Origin of the sequence: Methylorubrum zatmanii, assembly GCF_014845115.1 — a bacterium.
In the GTDB taxonomy this organism is placed as follows: Bacteria; Pseudomonadota; Alphaproteobacteria; order Rhizobiales; family Beijerinckiaceae; genus Methylobacterium; species Methylobacterium zatmanii.
Genome location: NZ_NKUI01000114.1, coordinates 24,561 through 43,540, shown reverse-complemented (window position 1 = coordinate 43,540; position 18,980 = coordinate 24,561). Strand labels below are relative to the sequence as shown.

At 67.6% G+C, this 18,980-nt stretch carries 15 protein-coding genes; 11 read left to right on the top strand and 4 right to left on the bottom strand.

Translation table 11 applies throughout. From position 1 onward, the window contains the following. From MZTS_RS14815 to MZTS_RS25490, 4 genes are all read left to right on the top strand, one after another. Positions 1-1,021, top strand: a 1,021-nt coding sequence (locus MZTS_RS14815; protein WP_192284431.1) for an FtsK/SpoIIIE domain-containing protein, incomplete at its 5' end; no start/stop codon positions are given. A gap of 199 nt (positions 1,022-1,220) precedes the next feature. After that, positions 1,221-2,177 carry a LolA family protein gene (locus tag MZTS_RS14810; protein WP_192284430.1) on the top strand — a complete coding sequence of 319 codons (957 nt, stop codon included), beginning with the start codon at positions 1,221-1,223 and terminating at the stop codon, positions 2,175-2,177. A gap of 83 nt (positions 2,178-2,260) precedes the next feature. Then, positions 2,261-3,070, top strand: a complete 810-nt coding sequence (gene xth / locus MZTS_RS14805; protein WP_192284429.1) for an exodeoxyribonuclease III — start codon at positions 2,261-2,263, stop codon at positions 3,068-3,070. A gap of 54 nt (positions 3,071-3,124) precedes the next feature. Continuing rightward, positions 3,125-3,253, top strand: coding sequence for a hypothetical protein (locus tag MZTS_RS25490; RefSeq protein WP_281397054.1), 129 nt, complete (start codon positions 3,125-3,127; stop codon positions 3,251-3,253). 25 nt (positions 3,254-3,278) lie between these two features. On the opposite strand, the gene MZTS_RS14800 is transcribed toward MZTS_RS25490, so the two are convergent. Next, complete coding sequence (locus MZTS_RS14800; protein WP_192284428.1) at positions 3,279-4,736, bottom strand: amino acid permease; 1,458 nt, start codon at positions 4,734-4,736, stop codon at positions 3,279-3,281. Between the two features lie 466 nt (positions 4,737-5,202). On the opposite strand from MZTS_RS14800, the gene rpsO reads away from it, so the two are divergent. The 4 genes from rpsO to MZTS_RS14780 all read left to right on the top strand — a co-directional run bounded on the left by rpsO (position 5,203) and on the right by MZTS_RS14780 (position 10,911). Further along, entirely contained in the window at positions 5,203-5,472 is a 270-nt protein-coding gene (gene rpsO / locus MZTS_RS14795; protein WP_009864833.1) for a 30S ribosomal protein S15, read from the top strand. Between the two features lie 204 nt (positions 5,473-5,676). Then, the gene (gene pnp / locus MZTS_RS14790) at positions 5,677-7,914 is read left to right on the top strand and encodes a polyribonucleotide nucleotidyltransferase (RefSeq protein ID WP_192284427.1); all 2,238 of its coding nucleotides are present in this window, start codon (positions 5,677-5,679) and stop codon (positions 7,912-7,914) included. A 408-nt stretch (positions 7,915-8,322) separates the two neighbouring features. Beyond that, positions 8,323-10,572, top strand: coding sequence for a TonB-dependent receptor (locus tag MZTS_RS14785; protein WP_378738720.1), 2,250 nt, complete (start codon positions 8,323-8,325; stop codon positions 10,570-10,572). A gap of 99 nt (positions 10,573-10,671) precedes the next feature. Further along, the gene (locus MZTS_RS14780) at positions 10,672-10,911 is read left to right on the top strand and encodes a YgaP-like transmembrane domain (protein WP_192284425.1); all 240 of its coding nucleotides are present in this window, start codon (positions 10,672-10,674) and stop codon (positions 10,909-10,911) included. An 8-nt stretch (positions 10,912-10,919) separates the two neighbouring features. Here MZTS_RS14780 and MZTS_RS14775 read toward each other — a convergent pair whose 3' ends face one another. Next, the gene (locus MZTS_RS14775) at positions 10,920-11,378 is read right to left on the bottom strand and encodes a winged helix-turn-helix transcriptional regulator (RefSeq protein WP_192284424.1); all 459 of its coding nucleotides are present in this window, start codon (positions 11,376-11,378) and stop codon (positions 10,920-10,922) included. Positions 11,379-11,455: 77 nt separating this feature from the next. Between MZTS_RS14775 and MZTS_RS14770 the strand changes: the two genes are divergently transcribed. After that, the gene (locus MZTS_RS14770; RefSeq protein ID WP_192284423.1) at positions 11,456-12,340 is read left to right on the top strand and encodes an SDR family oxidoreductase; all 885 of its coding nucleotides are present in this window, start codon (positions 11,456-11,458) and stop codon (positions 12,338-12,340) included. A 119-nt stretch (positions 12,341-12,459) separates the two neighbouring features. On the opposite strand, the gene MZTS_RS14765 is transcribed toward MZTS_RS14770, so the two are convergent. Continuing rightward, positions 12,460-12,726, bottom strand: coding sequence for a GlsB/YeaQ/YmgE family stress response membrane protein (locus MZTS_RS14765; protein WP_192284422.1), 267 nt, complete (start codon positions 12,724-12,726; stop codon positions 12,460-12,462). Between the two features lie 275 nt (positions 12,727-13,001). Between MZTS_RS14765 and MZTS_RS14760 the strand changes: the two genes are divergently transcribed. Both MZTS_RS14760 and MZTS_RS14755 read left to right on the top strand, forming a co-directional pair. Beyond that, positions 13,002-13,361, top strand: coding sequence for a RidA family protein (locus MZTS_RS14760; RefSeq protein WP_009863599.1), 360 nt, complete (start codon positions 13,002-13,004; stop codon positions 13,359-13,361). Continuing rightward, the gene (locus tag MZTS_RS14755) at positions 13,358-14,461 is read left to right on the top strand and encodes an extracellular solute-binding protein (RefSeq protein WP_192284421.1); all 1,104 of its coding nucleotides are present in this window, start codon (positions 13,358-13,360) and stop codon (positions 14,459-14,461) included. Before MZTS_RS14760 ends, MZTS_RS14755 begins: the two co-directional genes overlap by 4 nt. A 219-nt stretch (positions 14,462-14,680) precedes the next feature. Here MZTS_RS14755 and rpoC read toward each other — a convergent pair whose 3' ends face one another. Continuing rightward, complete coding sequence (gene rpoC / locus MZTS_RS14750; RefSeq protein ID WP_192284420.1) at positions 14,681-18,898, bottom strand: DNA-directed RNA polymerase subunit beta'; 4,218 nt, start codon at positions 18,896-18,898, stop codon at positions 14,681-14,683. Between the last annotated feature and the right edge of the window lie 82 nt (positions 18,899-18,980).

Below are 18,980 nucleotides of genomic sequence, written 5' to 3'. Positions count from 1 at the left end.
CCTGCTCTCCCCCGTCGTCATCGACCCGAAGAAGGCGGTGATCGCCCTCAAATGGGCGGTGCGCGAGATGGAGGAGCGCTACAAGAAGATGTCCAAGGTCGGTGTGCGCAACATCGACGGCTACAATGCCCGGATGAAGGAGGCGCGCGAGCGGGGCGATAGCATCACCCGGACGATCCAGACCGGCTTCGACCGCACCACCGGCGAGGCGGTCTACGAGGAGCAGGAGATGGATCTCTCCGCCCTGCCCTACATCGTGATCGTGGTCGACGAGATGGCCGACCTGATGATGGTGGCGGGCAAGGACATCGAGGGCGCGATCCAGCGCCTCGCCCAGATGGCGCGTGCCGCCGGCATCCACCTGATCATGGCGACGCAGCGCCCCTCGGTCGACGTCATCACCGGCACGATCAAGGCGAACTTCCCGACCCGGATCTCCTTCCAGGTGACGAGCAAGATCGATTCGCGCACGATCCTGGGCGAGATGGGCGCCGAGCAGCTTCTGGGCCAGGGCGACATGCTGTTCATGGCCGGCGGCGGGCGCACGACGCGCGTGCACGGGCCGTTCTGCTCGGACTCGGAAGTCGAGAGCGTGGTCGCCCATCTCAAGCGCCAGGGCCGGCCCTCCTATCTCGAGGCGGTCACGGCCGATGACGGCTCCTCCGACCAGCCGGAGAAGCCGGCCAAGGGCTCGCGGGCCGCGGCCAAGGCCGAGAAGGACGACTTCGCGGAAGGAGAGGAGGCCGACGCCCCGGTCTTCGACATCGGCGCCTTCGCGGCGACCGCCGGGGCCGAGGGCGGCGAGCTCTACGAGCAGGCCATCGCCGTGGTGCTGCGCGACCGCAAGGCCTCGACCAGCTACATCCAGCGCCGCCTGCAGATCGGCTACAACCGCGCCGCCTCGATCATGGAGCGGATGGAGATCGAGGGCATCGTCGGTCCGGCCAACCATGCCGGGAAACGCGAGATCCTGGTCGAGGGCCTCGCGGGCGCGCCCTCCGGCGGTTACGACGACGAGTGATCTCCCAAGCCTCGTCCCGAAAGCCGATGGCGCGCTTTCGGGACGGGGCCACGAACCTGGCCCGTCGCATATTCGCCACAGGGGCCGGTTCTATCACCGGACACGAGACCCGGACGCTCCGCCGCCAGGCGCGTCCGCACCGGGGCCTGATCCCCACGCCGCCTCCCGCGCGCCCGCAGCTTTCGGAGATGCCCTGACGATGACTGGCCGACGCCTCACCCTCGCCGCCGGTCCGCTGCTCCTCGCCGCGCTGGCGCTTCAGCCGCAGCCGGCCGGTGCCCAGGTCTCCTCGTTCTTCGACGGGCTGTTCGGCCGCAAGGAGGAGCCGCCGGCCCCTCCGGCCGCGGCGCCCGAGCCGCAGGCGGCCCCCGCCCCGGCCAAGAAGGCGGCGCAGAAGCCGGGCAAAGGCACCGACAAGGGGGCGGACAAGAGCGCCGAGAAGACCACGGACAAGCCGGGCGAGAAGACCGGCAGCCTCAAGGCGGCGGCCAAGCCCGGTGCCTCCGCTCCGGCGGGTGCGGCCAATCCCGGCACGCGGGTGGCGGCGGTGGGCGCGCCCAATCTCGGCGCCTCGCTTCAGGACGCCGATCCGGCCACCATCGTCGCGGCAGCCAACGCCTATTTCAACGGCTTCCAAACCCTGACCGGCTCGTTCATCCAGATCGGCGCGGACGGGCGGCGCATCGGCGGCAAGCTGTCGCTGGCCAAGCCGGGCCGCCTGCGCTTCGAGTACGACCAGCCCTCCCCCCTCGAAGTCGTGGCGGATGGCACCTCGGTCGCGGTGCGCGACCGCAAGCTCGGCACGCAGGATCTCTACTTCATCTCGCAGACGCCGCTGAAATTCCTCCTGCGCGACAAGATCGACCTCACCCGCGACTTGACGGTGACGGAGGTGACCAACGATCCCGGCGGCGTGCGCATCGCCCTGGAGGACCGCTCGACCTTGGGCGGCACCTCGAAGATCCAGCTCTTCTTCGACGCCGAGGTGAAGTCCCTGTCGCAGTGGCGGATCACCGATCCGCAGGGCTACCTCACCACCGTGCAGCTCTCGAACCTGCAGAAGGGCAAGGCCGTCGACGGCGCGCTGTTCTTCATCAATTACGGCCGGGCCGAGGACAAGGCGATGCAGCGCCAGATCGAAGGGCAGAACCCCTAAGCCGGCGGCCGAGGCCGGTTTGCGCGCCGCGTGGGTTGGGCTAACGGGGCGCCATCCCTCGCCACGCTTCTCAGGCAGTCCCCGTGCGCCTCACCGTCACGACCTGGAACATCAACTCGGTGCGGCTGCGCATCGAGTCCGTTTTGCGCTTCCTGGCGCAGGCCCAGCCGGACGTGCTGTGCCTGCAGGAGACCAAGTGCCCGGACGAGCTGTTCCCGCTCAAGGCGTTCAAGGGATCGGGCTACGAGAACATCGTCTTCGCCGGGCAGAAGGGCTATAACGGCGTCGCGATCATCTCGCGGTTTCCGCTGCTGACCCGCGCGGTGATGAGCTTCTGCGAGCGGGCGGATGCGCGCCACATCTCGGCGGCGCTCGGGCCCGAGGCCGGGCCGGCGGCGGGCCTCGTCCTGCACGACTTCTACGTGCCGGCGGGCGGCGACCTGCCCCACCGCGACCTCAACCCGAAATTCGCGCACAAGCTCGACTTTCTGCAGGAGCTACGGGCCTGGGGCGGGCGGCGCGTCTCCGGCCCGGCGATCCTCGTCGGCGACCTCAACGTCGCGCCCCTGGAGCACGATGTCTGGTCGCACAAGCAGCTGCTCGACGTGGTGAGTCACACCCCCGTCGAGACCGAGGCGCTGGAGACGCTGCGGGGCGAGGCCGGTTGGATCGACGCGGCGCGGTTCCTCACCCCGGAACCCGAAAAGATCTACACGTGGTGGAGCTACCGCTCGCCGGACTGGGCGGCGGCGAACAAGGGGCGGCGCCTCGACCACGCCTGGGTCTCGCCGGACCTCGCCGGCACCCTGCGCAAGGTCGAGGTGTTCCGCGAGGCCCGGGGCTGGGAAAAGCCCTCGGACCACGCCCCGGTGACGCTCACCCTCGAACTGTGATCGGGGAACGCGGGCGCCCCTCCGGGCATTGGGCTTCCAATCCGATCTTTCACCATGGAGTCCATCCGGATGCGCTCGATCCTGCGCCAGATCCTCGTCGTCTTCCTCCTGCCCAAGGCCATTTCCTATCTGCGTCGCCGCTATGGCGGCGGCCGCGCGGCCGGCCAGCACCGCTCGTACTGATCCGGGCTCCGGAGGGATCATCCCTTCAACCAGGGCTCTGCCCTGAACCCGCGAAAGGACCTGTCCTTTCGAAACCTGGATCGGCTGCGACGCGCCGCCGGCCGTAGCCGAACCAGATCGCCAGCCCGATGGCGAGCCAGACCAGTAGACGCAACCACGTGTCGCCGGGCAGGCTCGCCATCAGGGCAAGGCAGGCGAGGATGCCGAGCACCGGTACCAGGGCGCCCCCCGGCACCCGGAACGGCCGCGCCCTCTCAGGCTCCGTGCGGCGCAGGATCAGCACGCCGGCGCAGACCAGGATGAAGGCGAACAGCGTGCCGATGCTGACGAGTTCGCCGAGCACGTCGATCGGCACCAGCGCCGCCACCAGCGCGGTGACGAGCCCGATCAGCCCCTGCGCGACGAAGGGCGTCCGGCTGGTCGCGCCGATGCGCGCGAACACATCCGGCAGCATGCGGTCGCGGGCCATGGCGTAGAAGATGCGCGCCTGCCCGTAGAGCGCTGTCAGCGCCGCCGTGGTCAGGCCGATCAGCGCCCCCAGCTTGATCGCCACCGAGAAGCCGGTGAGCCCGGTCGCCGCCATGGCCCTGGCGATCGGGTCGGCCACGTCGAGGTCGCGATAGGGCACGAGGCCGGTCAGCACCGCCGCCACCGCCACATAGAGCACGGCGGTGACGACGAGCGAGCCGATCAGCCCCACGGGCGCGTCCCGCTGCGGATCGCGGGTCTCGCCGGCGGCGGTCGAGACGGTCTCGAAGCCGACATAGGCGAAGAACACCACCCCCGCCCCGCGGAAGACACCGCTCCAGCCGAAGGCGCCGAACGTCCCCTCGTTGGCCGGCACCAGCGGCTGCCACAACTCCGGCCGCACATGGGCGGCGCCGATGCCGAGAAAGCCTAAGATGATCGCGACCTTCAGCGCCACCAGCACGGCGTTGGCGCCCGCCGCCTGCCGGTTGTCGCGCATCAGCAGCGCGGTGAGCACCAGCACGATCAGGGCCGCCGGGAGGTTGAACCCACCGCCCTCCCCCGGCGCGGCGGCGAGCCATGCCGGCAACCTCACCCCGGCATCGGCCAGGAGGCTTTGGGCGTAGCCCGCCCAGCCGACGGCGATGGTGGCCGCGGCGAAGGCGAATTCCAGCACCAGATCCCAACCGATGATCCAGGCTGGCAGCGCCCCGAGCGTCGCGTAGGTGTAGGAATAGGTCGAGCCCGCGACGGGAATCATCGCGGCGAGTTCGGCGTAGCACAGGGCCACCAGCCCGCTCGCCACCGCGCCGAGCACGAAGGACAGCATCAGCCCCGGGCCGGCGAAATTCGCCGCCGCCGTGCCGGTGAGCACGAAGATCCCCGCGCCCACCGTGGCGCCGACGCCGATGCAGACGAGGCTGAAGGCGGAGAGGTTTCGTGCCAGCGCCGGCCCCTCCGCCTCGGTGGCGAGGGCGGCGATGGGCTTGCGGATGCCGAGGGCGAAGCGGAGCATGCGATTCCGTGGGTCGGTTCGGACGAGCCGGCAACGCGAAAATCGCGCCGAAGCGGCGGCAATGTGAAGCTGAGCCCGGCCGAACCGACGGGGCAAACGCTTGAAAAGCGATCATCCCGCTGTCCGGGCGCGAAGAGCGCCCCGCGTAGCGGGCCCTCGGCTGTGCCGAGGCATCGAGCGGAGCGACAGCCAAGGCCGCGGAGGCGGCCGCCGGCGCTTGAGGTCGGGAAGACAGCAGGGTGATCGCTTTCGAGCGATCGCCCTGTCGAGCGGGCGGCGGCACTGGCACTTCCTGCGGTTTCGTGTATGGTCCGCGCCGCCTCGACCCGGCCACGGGCGGGGCCTATGCCGCTTGTGGCAGACCGCGCTGGACGACATCCCGGCACCGGCCCGACCGCAAGCATGTTCCGGGCGCCCTTCCCCCTGGCGGGCGGCGCCTCACCAAACCTCACCTGAAAGGCCTGCGATGTCGATCACGGCAGAGCGCAAGACCGCGCTCATCAAGGAATACGCCAAGGGCAACAAGGACACCGGCTCGCCGGAGGTCCAGATCGCCATCCTCACCGAGCGGATCACCAACCTGACCGCCCACTTCAAGACCCACGGCAAGGACAACCACTCCCGCCGCGGCCTCCTGAAGCTGGTGTCGCAGCGCCGCTCGCTGCTCGACTACCTGAAGCGCAAGGAAGAGGCGCGCTACCGCACCCTCATCGAGCGCCTCGGCATCCGCCGCTAAGGCATCCGGCGCGGTCCCCTCTCGGGACCGCGTTTCGCTATGGACTGTCCGGGCATGGGGCCCGGCCGGTCCGCCCCGGGCGGCTTGAAGGCAAAGGGCGCCAGGGCAGGATCGCGAGACGCTTCTCTCACTCGAAGCGTCTCGCCGTCTTGCCTCTGGCGGCGCCGGGTTCGCCCGACCCGCATGTTTGAAGGCAAGAGACCTATGTTCGACGTACAACGCGAAGAGCTGATCTGGGGCGACCGCAAGCTCGTCCTCGAGACCGGCAAGACCGCCCGGCAGGCCGACGGCGCCGTGGTCGCCACCTATGGCGAGACCACCGTGCTCGCCACCGTGGTCGCGGCCAAGGAGCCGAAGCCCGGCATCGACTTCATGCCGCTGACCGTGAACTACCAGGAGCGCGCCTACGCCGCCGGCCGCATCCCCGGCGGTTACTTCAAGCGCGAGGGCCGTCCCTCCGAGAAGGAGACGCTGGTCTCCCGCCTGATCGACCGGCCGATCCGCCCGCTCTTCGTCGAGGGCTGGCGCAACGACACCCAGGTCGTCGTCACCGTCCTCTCCCACGATCTCGAGAACGATCCCGACATCGTCTCGATGGTGGCGGCCTCCGCCGCCCTGACGCTGTCCGGCGTGCCGTTCACGGGCCCGATCGGCGCCGCCCGCGTCGGCTTCGTCAACGGCAGCTACAAGCTGAACCCGCTGGTGACCGAGGTCGCCGAATCCTCCCTCGACCTCGTCGTCGCCGGCACCCAGGACGCCGTGCTGATGGTCGAGTCCGAGGCCAAGGAGCTGTCCGAGGAGGTGATGCTCGGGGCCGTGATGTTCGGCCACAAGCACTTCCAGCCGGTGATCGAGGCGATCATCCGCCTGGCCGAGAAGGCCGCCAAGGAGCCGCGCGACTTCTCCCCGCCGGAGAATGCCGACGTCGAGAAGGCGGTGCTGGAGATCGCCGAGGCCGACCTGCGCGAGGCCTACAAGAAGACCGTCAAGCAGGAGCGCTACGCCGCCGTCGACGCCGTGAAGGCGAAGGTGGTCGCCGCCCTGTGCCCGGCCGAGGGCGAGCAGAAGTTCAACCCCGAGAAGGTCAAGGCCGCCTTCAAGGAGGCCCAGTCGAAGGTGGTCCGCTGGAACATCCTCGACACCGGAAGCCGCATCGACGGCCGTGACGTAAAGACCGTCCGTCCGATCGTGTCGGAAGTCGGCGTGCTGCCCCGCGCCCACGGCTCGGCGATGTTCACCCGTGGCGAGACGCAGGCTCTCGTGGTGGCCACTCTCGGCACCGGCGAGGACGAGCAGTTCATCGACGCGCTCGAGGGGACCTACAAGGAGCGCTTCCTGCTCCACTACAACTTCCCTCCCTATTCCGTCGGTGAGACCGGCCGCATGGGTTCGCCCGGCCGCCGCGAGATCGGCCACGGCAAGCTCGCCTGGCGCGCGATCCGTCCGGTGCTGCCGGCGGCCCACGAGTTCCCGTACACGATCCGCGTGGTCTCCGAGATCACCGAGTCGAACGGCTCCTCCTCGATGGCCTCGGTCTGCGGCGGCTCGCTGTCGCTGATGGATGCGGGCGTGCCCCTGCGCCGTCCGGTGGCCGGCATCGCCATGGGCCTGATCCTGGAAGGCGAGCGCTTCGCGGTGCTCTCCGACATCCTCGGCGACGAGGATCACCTCGGCGACATGGACTTCAAGGTGGCCGGCACCGAGGAGGGCATCACCTCCCTCCAGATGGACATCAAGATCGCCGGCATCACCGAGGAGATCATGAAGGTCGCCCTCGCCCAGGCGAAGGACGGCCGTGCCCACATCCTCGGCGAGATGGCCCAGGCCCTGACCGCGGCCCGTCCCGAGCTCGGCGAATACGCGCCGCGCATCGAGACGATGCAGATCCCCACCGACAAGATCCGCGACGTGATCGGCACCGGCGGCAAGATCATCCGCGAGATCGTCGAGAAGACAGGCGCCAAGATCAACATCGAGGATACCGGCATCGTGAAGATCGCCTCCTCGGACGGCAAGGCGATCAAGGCGGCCTATAACTGGATCCGCTCCATCGTCGCCGAGCCGGAGGCCGGCACGATCTATGACGGCACCATCGTCAAGATCATGGAGTTCGGCGCCTTCGTGAACTTCTTCGGCGCCAAGGACGGCCTCGTCCACATCTCCGAGCTGGCGGCGCAGCGCGTCGCCAAGGTCGGCGACGTCGTCAAGGAAGGCCAGAAGGTCAAGGTGAAGTTCCTCGGCGCCGACGAGCGCGGCAAGATCCGCCTGTCGATGAAGGTCGTCGATCAGGAGACCGGCGAGGACATCACCGAGCGGCTGAAGGCCGAGCGCGCGGAGCGCGGCGAGCCGGAGCGCGAGGAGCGGAGTGATCGCGGCGACCGTGGGGATCGCGGTCCGCGCCGCGACCGCGGCGAGCGCCGCCGGGAATCGTCGGGCGAGTAATCGCCCCTCCTCCTTCGCATCGTCTTGTTGAAGAGCGCGGCCCCTCCCGGGGCCGCGCTCTTTGCTTTTCGCTCCCGCAAGACCGCCTGCGCGAACCGCCTCCGTGGATGAGCGCGCCCGGATAGGCCGCGAGCCGCACAATCATTCCGGCAGGCATCATACCAGATCCGTTCGACCCCTTCGGGATGGCGGATCCGGGCTTCGCTCAGGCACCGCGCGGGCTTGCCGAGACGGGCTCCACTTCGATCGAGCGGATCCCGTCTCAGGGCCCCTGAAGGCAAGCACGCGCCAATTGCCGAATTTCCATAAGTTTTCTGCAAGTTTGGAACAGAGACAAACCCAGCAACCCGACCGGATTAGGGCCCGCCCTCCCCCGTCTATTCTAATAAAATAAGGGGGAAATTTATGATGAAGGCGCAAGGGAGCCACGCTTTGTCGTGGCCGATGCTGCTCGCATCCGTCGCCAGATCAAGCCTCGTCGCGGCCTTCATCCATCCGGCCCATGCGCAAGTCACGGAGATCAAGGCCGGCCCGCCGACGGCTCAGGCGGTCCATCCCCTGCCACAAGCCGCCCTGCCTCGGGCCGCGTCCGTCGACGGCGTGACCCTCGACACGATCAGCGTCTCGGGCTCCCGCTCCGGGCGCGGTCTCGTGGTCGACAGCTCCGGCGCGCAGGTCGGCTACATCGCCACGCGCCTGCGCTCCTCGACCAAGACCGATACGCCGCTCATCGACACCCCGCAGGCGATCTCGGTGGTGACGCAAGCGCAGATCCGCGATCAGAACGTCCAGAGCCTCGGCGACGCCTTGCGCTACGTCCCCGGCGTCGCCATCGCCCAGGGCGAGGGCCATCGCGACGAGATCCTGATCCGCGGCCAGCGCACCAACGCCGACTTCTTCGTCAACGGCATCCGCGACGACGCCCGCTATTTCCGCGATCTCTATAACACCCAGCGCATCGAGGTGCTGAAGGGCCCCAACGCGATGATCTTCGGCCGCGGCGGCGGTGGCGGCATCGTCAACCGGGTGCTCAAGGAGGCCGACGGCGTGCCGATCCGCGAAGTGCTGCTGCAGGGCGGCCAGTTCGCGAACAAGCGCATGGCGCTCGATGTCGGCGACCGCCTCTCCGAGACCGCCTTCGTCCGCCTCAACGGCGTGTTCGAGGAGACCGGCACCTATCGCGACTTCATCGATATCCGCCGTTATGGCGTGAACCCGACGATGACGCTCCTGCTCGGGCCGCAGACGACGCTACGCCTGTCCTACGAGTTCTTCAGCGACAACCGCATCCCCGACCGCGGCATCCCCTCGCAGGGCGGCCGGGCCTGGCGCTACCGCGACAACACGGCGACCCTGTTCGGTGCGCCGCCGATCTCACGCGGCTCTCTCGATGCTCAGATCGGCACTGCCCAGCTCGACCATGTCTTCGAGAACGGCGTCGTCATGCGCAGCCAGTCGCGGATCGCCGATTACCGGAAGTTCCACCAGAACGCGTTTCCGAACGGGCCGGTCAATGCCGACGACACGGCGGTGGTGCTGCGCACCTATAACAGCCAGACCGACCGCACCAACCTCTTCAACCAGACCGACTTCACCTACACATTCGCCACCGGGCCGGTGGCGCATACCCTCGTCGGAGGGTTCGAGCTCGGCTATCAGCAAGGCATCGACTTCCGGCGCGACGGCTTCTGGAACACGACCGGGAACCGCGATCTCGTGGTGAACCCCTACTCGCCGGTGACTGCGGTCGGCGCCACCTATCGCAACATCGCCTCCGGCAACAACAACACCTATGCCCTCGGGCTCGCGGCGGCCTTCGTTCAGGACCAGATCGAGATCGACGAGCACCTGCAGTTCATCGCCGGGCTTCGCTACGATCACTTCAACTTCGCGTCGCGGGATCGGCGTGACGGCAGCCTCAATGCCCGTATCGACAACCTCGTCTCGCCCCGCGCCGGCGTCGTCGTCAAACCGCTCGACACCCTCGCCGTCTACGGCAGCTACGGCGTGTCCTACCTGCCGAGTGCCGGCGACCAGTTCCGGGTTCTGACACCGGGCCTCGCCCTGGCCGAGCCGGAGACATTCGTGAATGCCGAGATCGGCGTGAAATACGAGGTTACCCCCGAGCTGCAGCTGACGGCGGCCCTGTTCAACCTCGACCGCACCAATCAACCGATCCCCGATCCCAACAATCCGGGCTTCGTCCTCGGCGCCGGCCGTACCCGCACGCAGGGGGCGGAGATCGGCCTGAACGGCTACGTCACCGATTGGTGGGCCGTCGCCGGCGGCTATGCCTTCACCGATGCGCGCATCAGCGCCGATCTCAGCGATTCCGTCGTGGCCGGCAACGTGGTCGGCCTCGTGCCCCTCAACACCTTCAGCCTGTGGAACAAGTTCGAGATCGGCGAGGGTGTCTCGGTGGGAGTGGGCTACCTCAACCAGGCCCACAGCTTCGCCGCCTCCGACAACACCGTGCGCCTGCCGAGCTATTCGCGCTTCGATCTCGGGCTGTTCTACGAGTTCAGCGAGGCGGTGCGAGCGCAGGTGAACATCGAGAACCTGTTCGACCGCCGCTACATCGTCTCCGCGCACAACAACAACAACATCCTCCCCGGTGCGCCCAGGACCGTGCGCTTCCAGCTGATGGCCCGGTTCTGAGGCTCGGCGCGTGATCCTCCGCTTCATGGCAGCGCGCGCGGAACGGCACCGGCCGCCCCGCGTTCGCCCCGCGAACCGCAGATGCGTGAAAAGGAGCGGATGACCGTGAACGCGATGATCGAGGACATTTTTTCCGGCGAACAGAACCTGAGCATGACCGAGCGGGCGGTGTCCGTTGCCCTCGGCCTCGGCATCGCCGCCGCGGCCGCTCAGCCGCGGCCGAACAAGTTCCTGAGCCTCGCCGCCCTGGTGATCGGTGTCGGCCTCGCGGTGCGGGGCGCCACCGGCCATTGCGCCGTCAAGGCGGCGGCTGGAGGCGGGCGCGACCTGACCGCCTGACGTCCCCTTCAGGCCGAGGCCGGCCCGCCCTCGCTGGCGGTGCCGGCATCGAAGCGCGCCCGCGCCTCCTGAATCGCCGGATGGCTCGCCTCGGCCCAGCGGATGAGGCGGGCGAGCGGATCGAGCAGCGCGATCCCCAAAGCCGTCAGACGATACTCGACGCTGGGCGGCTTGGTCGGGAATACCCTGCGCGCGACGAAGCCGTCCCGCTCGAGATCGCGCAGCGTCTGGGTCAGCATGCGCTTGGAGATGTCCGGGATCCCGCGCGCGAGCGCGCTGAAGCGGGACGGCCCGGGGGCCAGAGCGGTCAGGATCAGCATCGACCATTTGTCGCCGACCCGGTCCAGCACATTCCGCACCGGACAGCCGGAGGCGTCGAGGCCGGCGGATTGCCAGCGGGCGAAACGGCGCGCCAGCTCCGCCTGCCCTGGCAGGCCGGAGGTTTCCTCCACGTCACCTTGTCCCAAGAAAGTGCCTCCTTCACGGCCTCGACGGTCTCACTTAGTGACCTTCTACCACAGTGAGACCGGCATCGAGGAAAGCCATGACCATCTCCGCCTCTCCGCGCCTTTTCGTGACCGGCGCCACCGGCCAGCTCGGCCGCTTGGTGATCGACGCCCTGCTGAGGCAAGTGCCGGCAGACTCCATTATCGCGGGCGTCCGCTCCCCGGACAGCGAGGCGGCGCGCGGCCTGCAAGCCCGGGGCGTCGCGCTGCGGCACTTCGATTACGACCGTCCCGAGACGCTGGAGGCAGCCTTGCGCGGCATCGACCGGCTTCTGCTGATCTCGTCCAGCGAGATCGGCCGGCGCGTCGTCCAGCATCGCAATGTCATCGACGCCGCCGAGCGGGCCGGCATCGGCCTGATCGCCTATACCAGTCTCTTGCACGCCGAGACGTCGCCTCTGGCCCTGGCCAAGGAGCACCGGCAGACGGAAGCCGCCCTGAAAGCCTCCGGCATTCCCTACGTTCTGCTGCGCAACGGCTGGTACACCGAGAACTACACCGCTTCGATTCCGCCGGCCCTGGCGCATGGCGTGTTTCTGGGCAGCGCCGGGGAAGGCCGGATCGCGTCCGCCGCGCGGGCGGATTACGCCAAGGCCGCCGCCGCCGTGCTGACGGGAGAGTCCCATGCCGGGCAGGTCTACGAACTGGCCGGCGACGAGGCCTACACCCTGACCGCGTTCGCCGAAGCGGTGAGCGCGGCCGCCGGCACAGCGGTCGCCTACCGGAACCTGCCGGAGGCCGATTTCAAGGCGGCCCTGGTCGGAGCGGGCCTCCCGGAGGCCTTCGCGGCCCTGCTCGCCGATTCCGATGCCGGAGCGGCGCGGGGCGCCCTCGATGAGACCGGGGGCCAGCTGAGCCGGCTGATCGGACGGTCGACGACCCCCTACCGCAGCACGATTGCCGAGGCGCTCGCCCGCGGCTGAGGAACCCTCCTCCGAATCGGGACCCACCTCGCCCCTGCCGGGAAGGCGGCAGCCCGAACGTGAAAAGGGGCGCTCCCCAAGGAGCGCCCCTGTCTCAATCTCGAAAGGCCTGAACCGCGTCAGAGCGAGCGGCTGCTGGTCCGGCCGGCGATGAAGCCGTAGATCGCCAGCACGATGCAGGCGCCGACGATGGAGCCGATGAAACGCGCGCCCTCGTTCGGCCCGTACCAGCCGACAGCCTGACCGATGAAGGTGGCGACGAAGGCACCGACGATGCCGAGGATCGTCGTCATGATGAAGCCGGCGGGCTCCTTGTCGCCGGGCATGATGAACTTGGCGATGACGCCGGCCACGAAGCCGATGATGATGGTCCAGAGGATTTCCATAGTCGTCCCAACCTCGCGATGCGTCTTCGGCGTGATCCTCCGCCGTGAAGGATCGCGCGAAGACTTGGCCGTATTCGGATGACAAACGCGCGAGCGACGATGCCGGTTGCCTCTTGAGTCGCCGGAGCGGCCAAAAAATCCGGGCCGGTCCCCGCCGGAAGCGGGCGATGACCACCGTTCTCGAACGGCGGCCATCGCCGAACCCCTTTACGGGCAACCGTCCGCAGCGGCAGAAGGGGCCGTCCTTTCACCCTACGAGACCGGCACCCGACCCAATGACCATCGAACGCTACGAGACCGGCCCCCGCATGAGCCAGGCGGTTGCCCATGGCGACCTCGTCTTCCTGGCGGGCCAAGTGGCCGCCGACGTGGTCGGCACCGGCGTCACGGCGCAGACGCAGCAGATCCTGGAGCAGATCGACCGCCTGCTGCAGGCCGCGGGCAGCGACAAGTCCCGCATCCTCTCGGCGACGATCTACCTCGCCGATATCGCCGGCTTCGCCGAGATGAACGCCGCCTGGGACGCCTGGGTCGACCGGAGCAACCCGCCCGCCCGCGCCACCGTCGAAGCACGGCTGGTCGCCCCCGAATACCGGGTCGAGATCGCCGTGACCGCGGCGCGGACCAAGCCGTGATCCGGCGGCTCCTCCTGGGAGGGCTCGCCGCCCTCCCCCTTCTCCTCGGAGCGGCGGGAGGGCTGCGGGCCGAGGAGCGGGTCGTCAACATCTACAACTGGTCGGATTATATCGACCCGAAGGTGCTCGACGACTTCACCAAGGAGACGGGCATCAAGGTCGTCTACGACACCTACGACAATAACGAGATCCTCGAGACGAAGCTTCTGGCCGGCAAGTCCGGCTACGACATCGTCGTGCCCTCGGGTCCCTTCCTGCAACGCCTGATCAAGGCGGGGGTGTTCCTGGCCCTCGACAAGGGCAAGCTGCCGAACCTCAAACATGCTTGGCCGGAGATCGCCAATCGCCTCCAGACCTACGACCCCGGCAACACCTTCGCCGTCGATTACATGTGGGGCACCACCGGCATCGGCGTGAATGTCGGGGCCGTGCGGGAGCGTCTGGGCGCGAATGCCGTCCTCAACAGCTGGAGTCTCGTGCTCAATCCCGGCTCGATGGCCAAGCTGAAGGATTGCGGCGTGATGCTGCTCGACTCGCCCGAGGATCTGATCCCCTCGATCCTGCCCTTCTACGGCTACAAGGCCGATACCAAGCGCTGGGACGACATCACCACGGTGACCGACGCCCTCTACAAGGTGCGCGGATCGGTCAGGAAGTTCCACTCCTCGGAATACATCAACGGGCTTGCCAACGGCGATGTCTGCCTCGCGGTCGGCTATTCGGGCGACGTGATGCAGGCGAAGAAGCGGGCCGAGGAATCGAAGAACGGGATCGAGATCGCCTACTTCATTCCCAAGGAAGGGGCGCTGATGTGGTTCGACGCCTTCGCGATCCCGAAGGATGCGGCCCATCCGGCGGAGGCGCACGCCTTCATCGACTACATGATGCGGCCCGAGGTGGCGGCGGCCAACACCAACTTCGTGTCTTACGCCAACGGCAACCTCGCTTCGCAGAAGCTGGTGAAGCCGGAGATCCGCAACAATCCCGGCATCTACCCGGACGAGGCGACGATGCAGCGGCTCTCCGTCAACACCGCCTGGAACGACTCGACCCAGCGCTTCGTCACCCGGGCCTGGACGCGGGTGCGCACGGGACGCTGAGTTCTCATACCAGAGCCGTTTGAGCGCTTCGGGATGGCGGATCTGGGCTTGGCTCAGGCGCCGCGCGGGCTTGCCGAGACGGGAACCGCTCCGATCAAGCGGATCCCGTCTCGCTTCGGCCTCTCGCCGAACGAAAAGGCCCCGGCTCAGAGAGCCGGGGCCTTTTCGTTCGTCCCTCCCCGCCCGCGTAGCGGACGGGGAGACTTTTCAGGAGTCGGCTTACTCGGCCGCGGCCGGGGGCAGCTCGCTGAGTTCCGCGGCGTTGGCCGCGTTCTCGGCGGAGCGCTGCTGCAGGATCAGGCTGTCGCGGCGGCGCGCGATGGAGCGGATATCCGCCGCGAGCGAGCCGGTGCCGGCCGGGATGAGCGAACCGACGATGACGTTCTCCTTGAGACCCTCCAGGGTGTCGACCTTGCCGTTGACCGCAGCTTCCGTGAGGACGCGGGTGGTCTCCTGGAACGAGGCCGCCGAGATGAACGACTTCGTCTGCAAGCTGGCCTTGGTGATGCCGAGCAGGACCGGAACGCCCTGGATCGGCTTCTTGCCCTCGGCAAGCAGCTTCTCGTTGAAGTCGGCCAGTTCGGTGCGGTCGATCTGGTCACCGGTCAGGATGTCTGAGTCGCCGCCATCGGTGATCTCCACCTTCTGCAGCATCTGACGGACGATGACCTCGATGTGCTTGTCGTTGATCGACACGCCCTGAAGCCGGTAGACCTCCTGGATCTCGTTGACGAGGTAAGCGGCAAGCTCCTCCACGCCCTTGATCGCCAGGATGTCGTGCGGCGCCGGGTTGCCGTCGACGATGTAGTCGCCGAGTTCGACCACGTCCCCGTCCTGCAGGTGGATGTGCTTGCCCTTCGGGATCAGGTACTCGACCGGCTCCGAACCGTCGTGCGGCGTCAGCGTCAGCCGGCGCTTGTTCTTGTAGTCGCGGCCGAACTGGATCGAGCCCGACTTCTCGGCAATGATCGCCGCATCCTTCGGACGCCGCGCCTCGAACAGCTCCGCCACCCGCGGCAGACCGCCGGTGATGTCGCGGGTCTTGGCCGAATCCGTGGAGACACGGGCGAGCACGTCGCCGGCCCGCACCTTCGCCCCCGGATCGAGACCGATGATGGCATCGACCGGCAGGTAGTAGCGGGCATCCGAGCCGCGCGGCAGCTTCACCGGCTTGCCGTCCTGATCCAGCACCAGCATGGCCGGCTTCAGGTCGGAGGTGCGGGCCGAGCCGCGCCAGTCGATGACGACGCGCTTGGCGATACCGGTCGACTCGTCGGTGGTCTCGGTGATGGACTGGCCATCGTAGAGATCCTCGTAGCCGACGATGCCGTCCACCTCGGCGACGATCGGACGGGTGTAGGGATCCCACTCGGCGATCCGCTGCCCGCGCTTGATCGTGTCACCTTCGTCCACGCGGACCTTGGCACCGTATTGCAGGCGGTGGACCGCTCGCTCGGTGCCGTCCGAGCCGACGATCACCACCGCGACCGAGCGGCCGGTGGCGATGAGATCGCCATCGGAATTCTTGGCAAGCGAGCGGTTGCGGATACGGATCGTGCCCTCGAAGCTCGACTCGACGAAGGACGAATCCGCGATCTGCGCCGCGCCGCCGATGTGGAAGGTGCGCATGGTGAGCTGGGTGCCCGGCTCGCCGATCGACTGCGCCGCGATGACGCCGACGGCCTCGCCCATGTTGACGGGCGTGCCGCGGGCGAGGTCGCGCCCGTAGCAGGTGGCGCAGACGCCGCTCTTGGTCTGGCAGACCAGCACCGAGCGGATCTTCACCTCTTGGATGCCCGCGGCCGCGATGGCCGGGAGATGCTTCTCCTCGATCGTCTCGCCGGTCTTGACGATGACGCTGCCGTCCTGCGCCACCAGATCCTCGGCCGTGGCGCGTCCCAGGATGCGGATGGCGAGCGGGGCGACGACCTGGCCGGCATCGATGATGGCGCGCATCTTGATGCCGTTGGTGGTGCCGCAATCCGTCTCGCGGATGACGGCGTCCTGCGCCACGTCGACGAGGCGGCGGGTCAGGTAACCCGAGTTCGCGGTCTTCAGCGCCGTGTCCGCGAGGCCCTTACGGGCGCCGTGGGTGGAGTTGAAGTACTCGAGAACGTCGAGGCCTTCCTTGAAGTTCGAGATGATCGGGGTCTCGATGATCTCGCCCGAAGGCTTGGCCATGAGGCCGCGCATCGCCGCGAGCTGCTTCATCTGCGCGGGCGAACCACGGGCGCCCGAATGGCTCATCATGTAGATCGAGTTGACCTGCTTGTCGGCTCCCTTGTCGTCCTTCTGGACGGCGGAGATCCGGCCCATCATCTCGGCGGCGAGCTTGTCGGAGCACTTCGCCCAGGCATCGACGACCTTGTTGTACTTCTCACCCTGGGTGATCAGGCCGTCGTTGTACTGCTGCTCGTAATCCTTCACGAGCGCGCGGGTGTCGTCGACGATCTGCCACTTGTTCTCCGGCACGACCATGTCGTCCTTGCCGAACGAGATGCCGGCGCGGAAGGCGTGGCTGAAGCCGAGCGCCATGATCCGGTCGCAGAAGATCACCGACTCCTTCTGACCGCAATGGCGGTAGACGGTGTCGATCATCGCCGAGATTTCCTTCTTGGTCATCAGCTTGTTGACGACGTCGAAGGGCACCTTCGGGTGCAGCGGCAGCACGCCGGACAGGATCACGCGGCCCGGGGTCGTGTCGTAGATCCGCGACACGGGCTCGCCGTCCGGCCCGAGGCCGCGCCAGCGCCACTTGATCTTCGAGTGCAGCGACACGGTCTTGGCCGCGAGCGCGTGCTCGAGCTGACCGATATCGCCGAACACGCCCTGCATCGGGTTGTTCTTGTCGTCGGCCTTGTGCTCGCCGACCGCGCCGTCGGCGACGATCGAGAGGTAGTAGAGGCCGAGAACGATGTCCTGCGACGGCACGATGATCGGCTGACCGTTGGCCGGGTGCAGGATGTTGTTGGTCGACATCATCAGGACGCGCGCTTCCAGCTGAGCCTCGAGGCTCAGAGGCACGTGCACGGCCATCTGGTCGCCGTCGAAGTCGGCGTTGAACGCGGCGCAGACCAGCGGGTGCAGCTGGATCGCCTTGCCCTCGATCAGCTTCGGCTCGAAGGCCTGGATGCCGAGGCGGTGCAGCGTCGGGGCGCGGTTGAGCATGACGGGATGCTCACGGATGACCTCGTCCAGGATGTCCCAGACCTCGGGCTTCTCCTTCTCGACGAGCTTCTTGGCCTGCTTGACGGTGGCCGAGAATCCCTTGGCGTCGAGGCGCGCGTAGATGAACGGCTTGAACAGCTCCAGGGCCATCTTCTTCGGCAGGCCGCACTGGTGCAGCTTCAGCTCCGGACCGACCACGATGACCGAACGGCCGGAATAGTCGACGCGCTTGCCGAGCAGGTTCTGGCGGAAACGGCCCTGCTTGCCCTTCAGCATGTCGGCGAGCGACTTGAGCGGGCGCTTGTTGGCACCGGTGATGACGCGGCCGCGGCGGCCGTTGTCGAACAGCGCATCGACCGCTTCCTGAAGCATGCGCTTCTCGTTGCGGATGATGATGTCCGGCGCGCGCAGCTCGATCAGCCGCTTGAGGCGGTTGTTGCGGTTGATGACGCGGCGATACAGGTCGTTGAGATCCGACGTGGCGAAGCGGCCGCCATCCAGCGGAACCAGCGGGCGCAGGTCCGGCGGGATGACGGGAACGACCGTCAGGATCATCCATTCGGGGCGGTTGCCGGATTGCTGGAACGCCTCGATGATCTTGAGACGCTTCATCAGCTTCTTGGGCTTCAGCTCGGAGGTCGTCGTCGCGATTTCCTCCTTGAGCGAGGTCGCGATGCCTTCGAGGTCGAGCTCCTGCAGGATGCGCCGGATCGCCTCGGCGCCAATCATCGCCGTGAAGCTGTCCTCGCCATATTCCTCCTGCGCGCGCAGATACTCCTCCTCCGACAGGAGCTGACGCTCCTTCAGGGGGGTGAGACCCGGCTCGATGACGACGTAGGATTCGAAGTAGAGGATCCGCTCGAGATCCTTGAGCGCCATGTCGAGCAAGAGGCCGATGCGGCTCGGCAGCGACTTCAGGAACCAGATATGGGCGACGGGGGCGGCCAGTTCGATATGGCCCATGCGGTCGCGCCGCACGCGCGCGAGGGTGACCTCGACGCCGCACTTCTCGCAGATGACGCCCTTGTACTTCATGCGCTTGTACTTGCCGCACAAGCACTCATAGTCCTTGATCGGCCCGAAGATGCGCGCGCAGAACAGGCCGTCGCGCTCGGGCTTGAAGGTCCGGTAGTTGATCGTCTCGGGCTTCTTGATCTCGCCGTAGGACCACGAAAGGATCTTCTCGGGCGAAGAAATCGAGATCTTGATCTGGTCGAAATTCTGCGGCTGGGCCTGCTGATTGAAAAGGTTCATGACCTCTTGGTTCATGATCCGCTCCTTAGCTGCACGACGCCCCGCGCCTGGGCTGACGTGACTGAAACTCAGATCCGGCGCCGCGCTCCGCGAAGCG

Coding starts and splice junctions, on each gene's coding strand:
- MZTS_RS14810 (WP_192284430.1), top strand. CDS start 1,221: ATGACTGGCCGACGCCTCACCCTCGCCGCCGGTCCGCTGCTCCTCGCC.
- MZTS_RS25490 (WP_281397054.1), top strand. CDS start 3,125: ATGGAGTCCATCCGGATGCGCTCGATCCTGCGCCAGATCCTCGTCGTC.
- MZTS_RS14800 (WP_192284428.1), bottom strand. CDS start 4,736: ATGCTCCGCTTCGCCCTCGGCATCCGCAAGCCCATCGCCGCCCTCGCC.
- rpsO (WP_009864833.1), top strand. CDS start 5,203: ATGTCGATCACGGCAGAGCGCAAGACCGCGCTCATCAAGGAATACGCC.
- pnp (WP_192284427.1), top strand. CDS start 5,677: ATGTTCGACGTACAACGCGAAGAGCTGATCTGGGGCGACCGCAAGCTC.
- MZTS_RS14785 (WP_378738720.1), top strand. CDS start 8,323: ATGAAGGCGCAAGGGAGCCACGCTTTGTCGTGGCCGATGCTGCTCGCA.
- MZTS_RS14780 (WP_192284425.1), top strand. CDS start 10,672: ATGACCGTGAACGCGATGATCGAGGACATTTTTTCCGGCGAACAGAAC.
- MZTS_RS14770 (WP_192284423.1), top strand. CDS start 11,456: ATGACCATCTCCGCCTCTCCGCGCCTTTTCGTGACCGGCGCCACCGGC.
- MZTS_RS14765 (WP_192284422.1), bottom strand. CDS start 12,726: ATGGAAATCCTCTGGACCATCATCATCGGCTTCGTGGCCGGCGTCATC.
- MZTS_RS14760 (WP_009863599.1), top strand. CDS start 13,002: ATGACCATCGAACGCTACGAGACCGGCCCCCGCATGAGCCAGGCGGTT.
- rpoC (WP_192284420.1), bottom strand. CDS start 18,898: ATGAACCAAGAGGTCATGAACCTTTTCAATCAGCAGGCCCAGCCGCAG.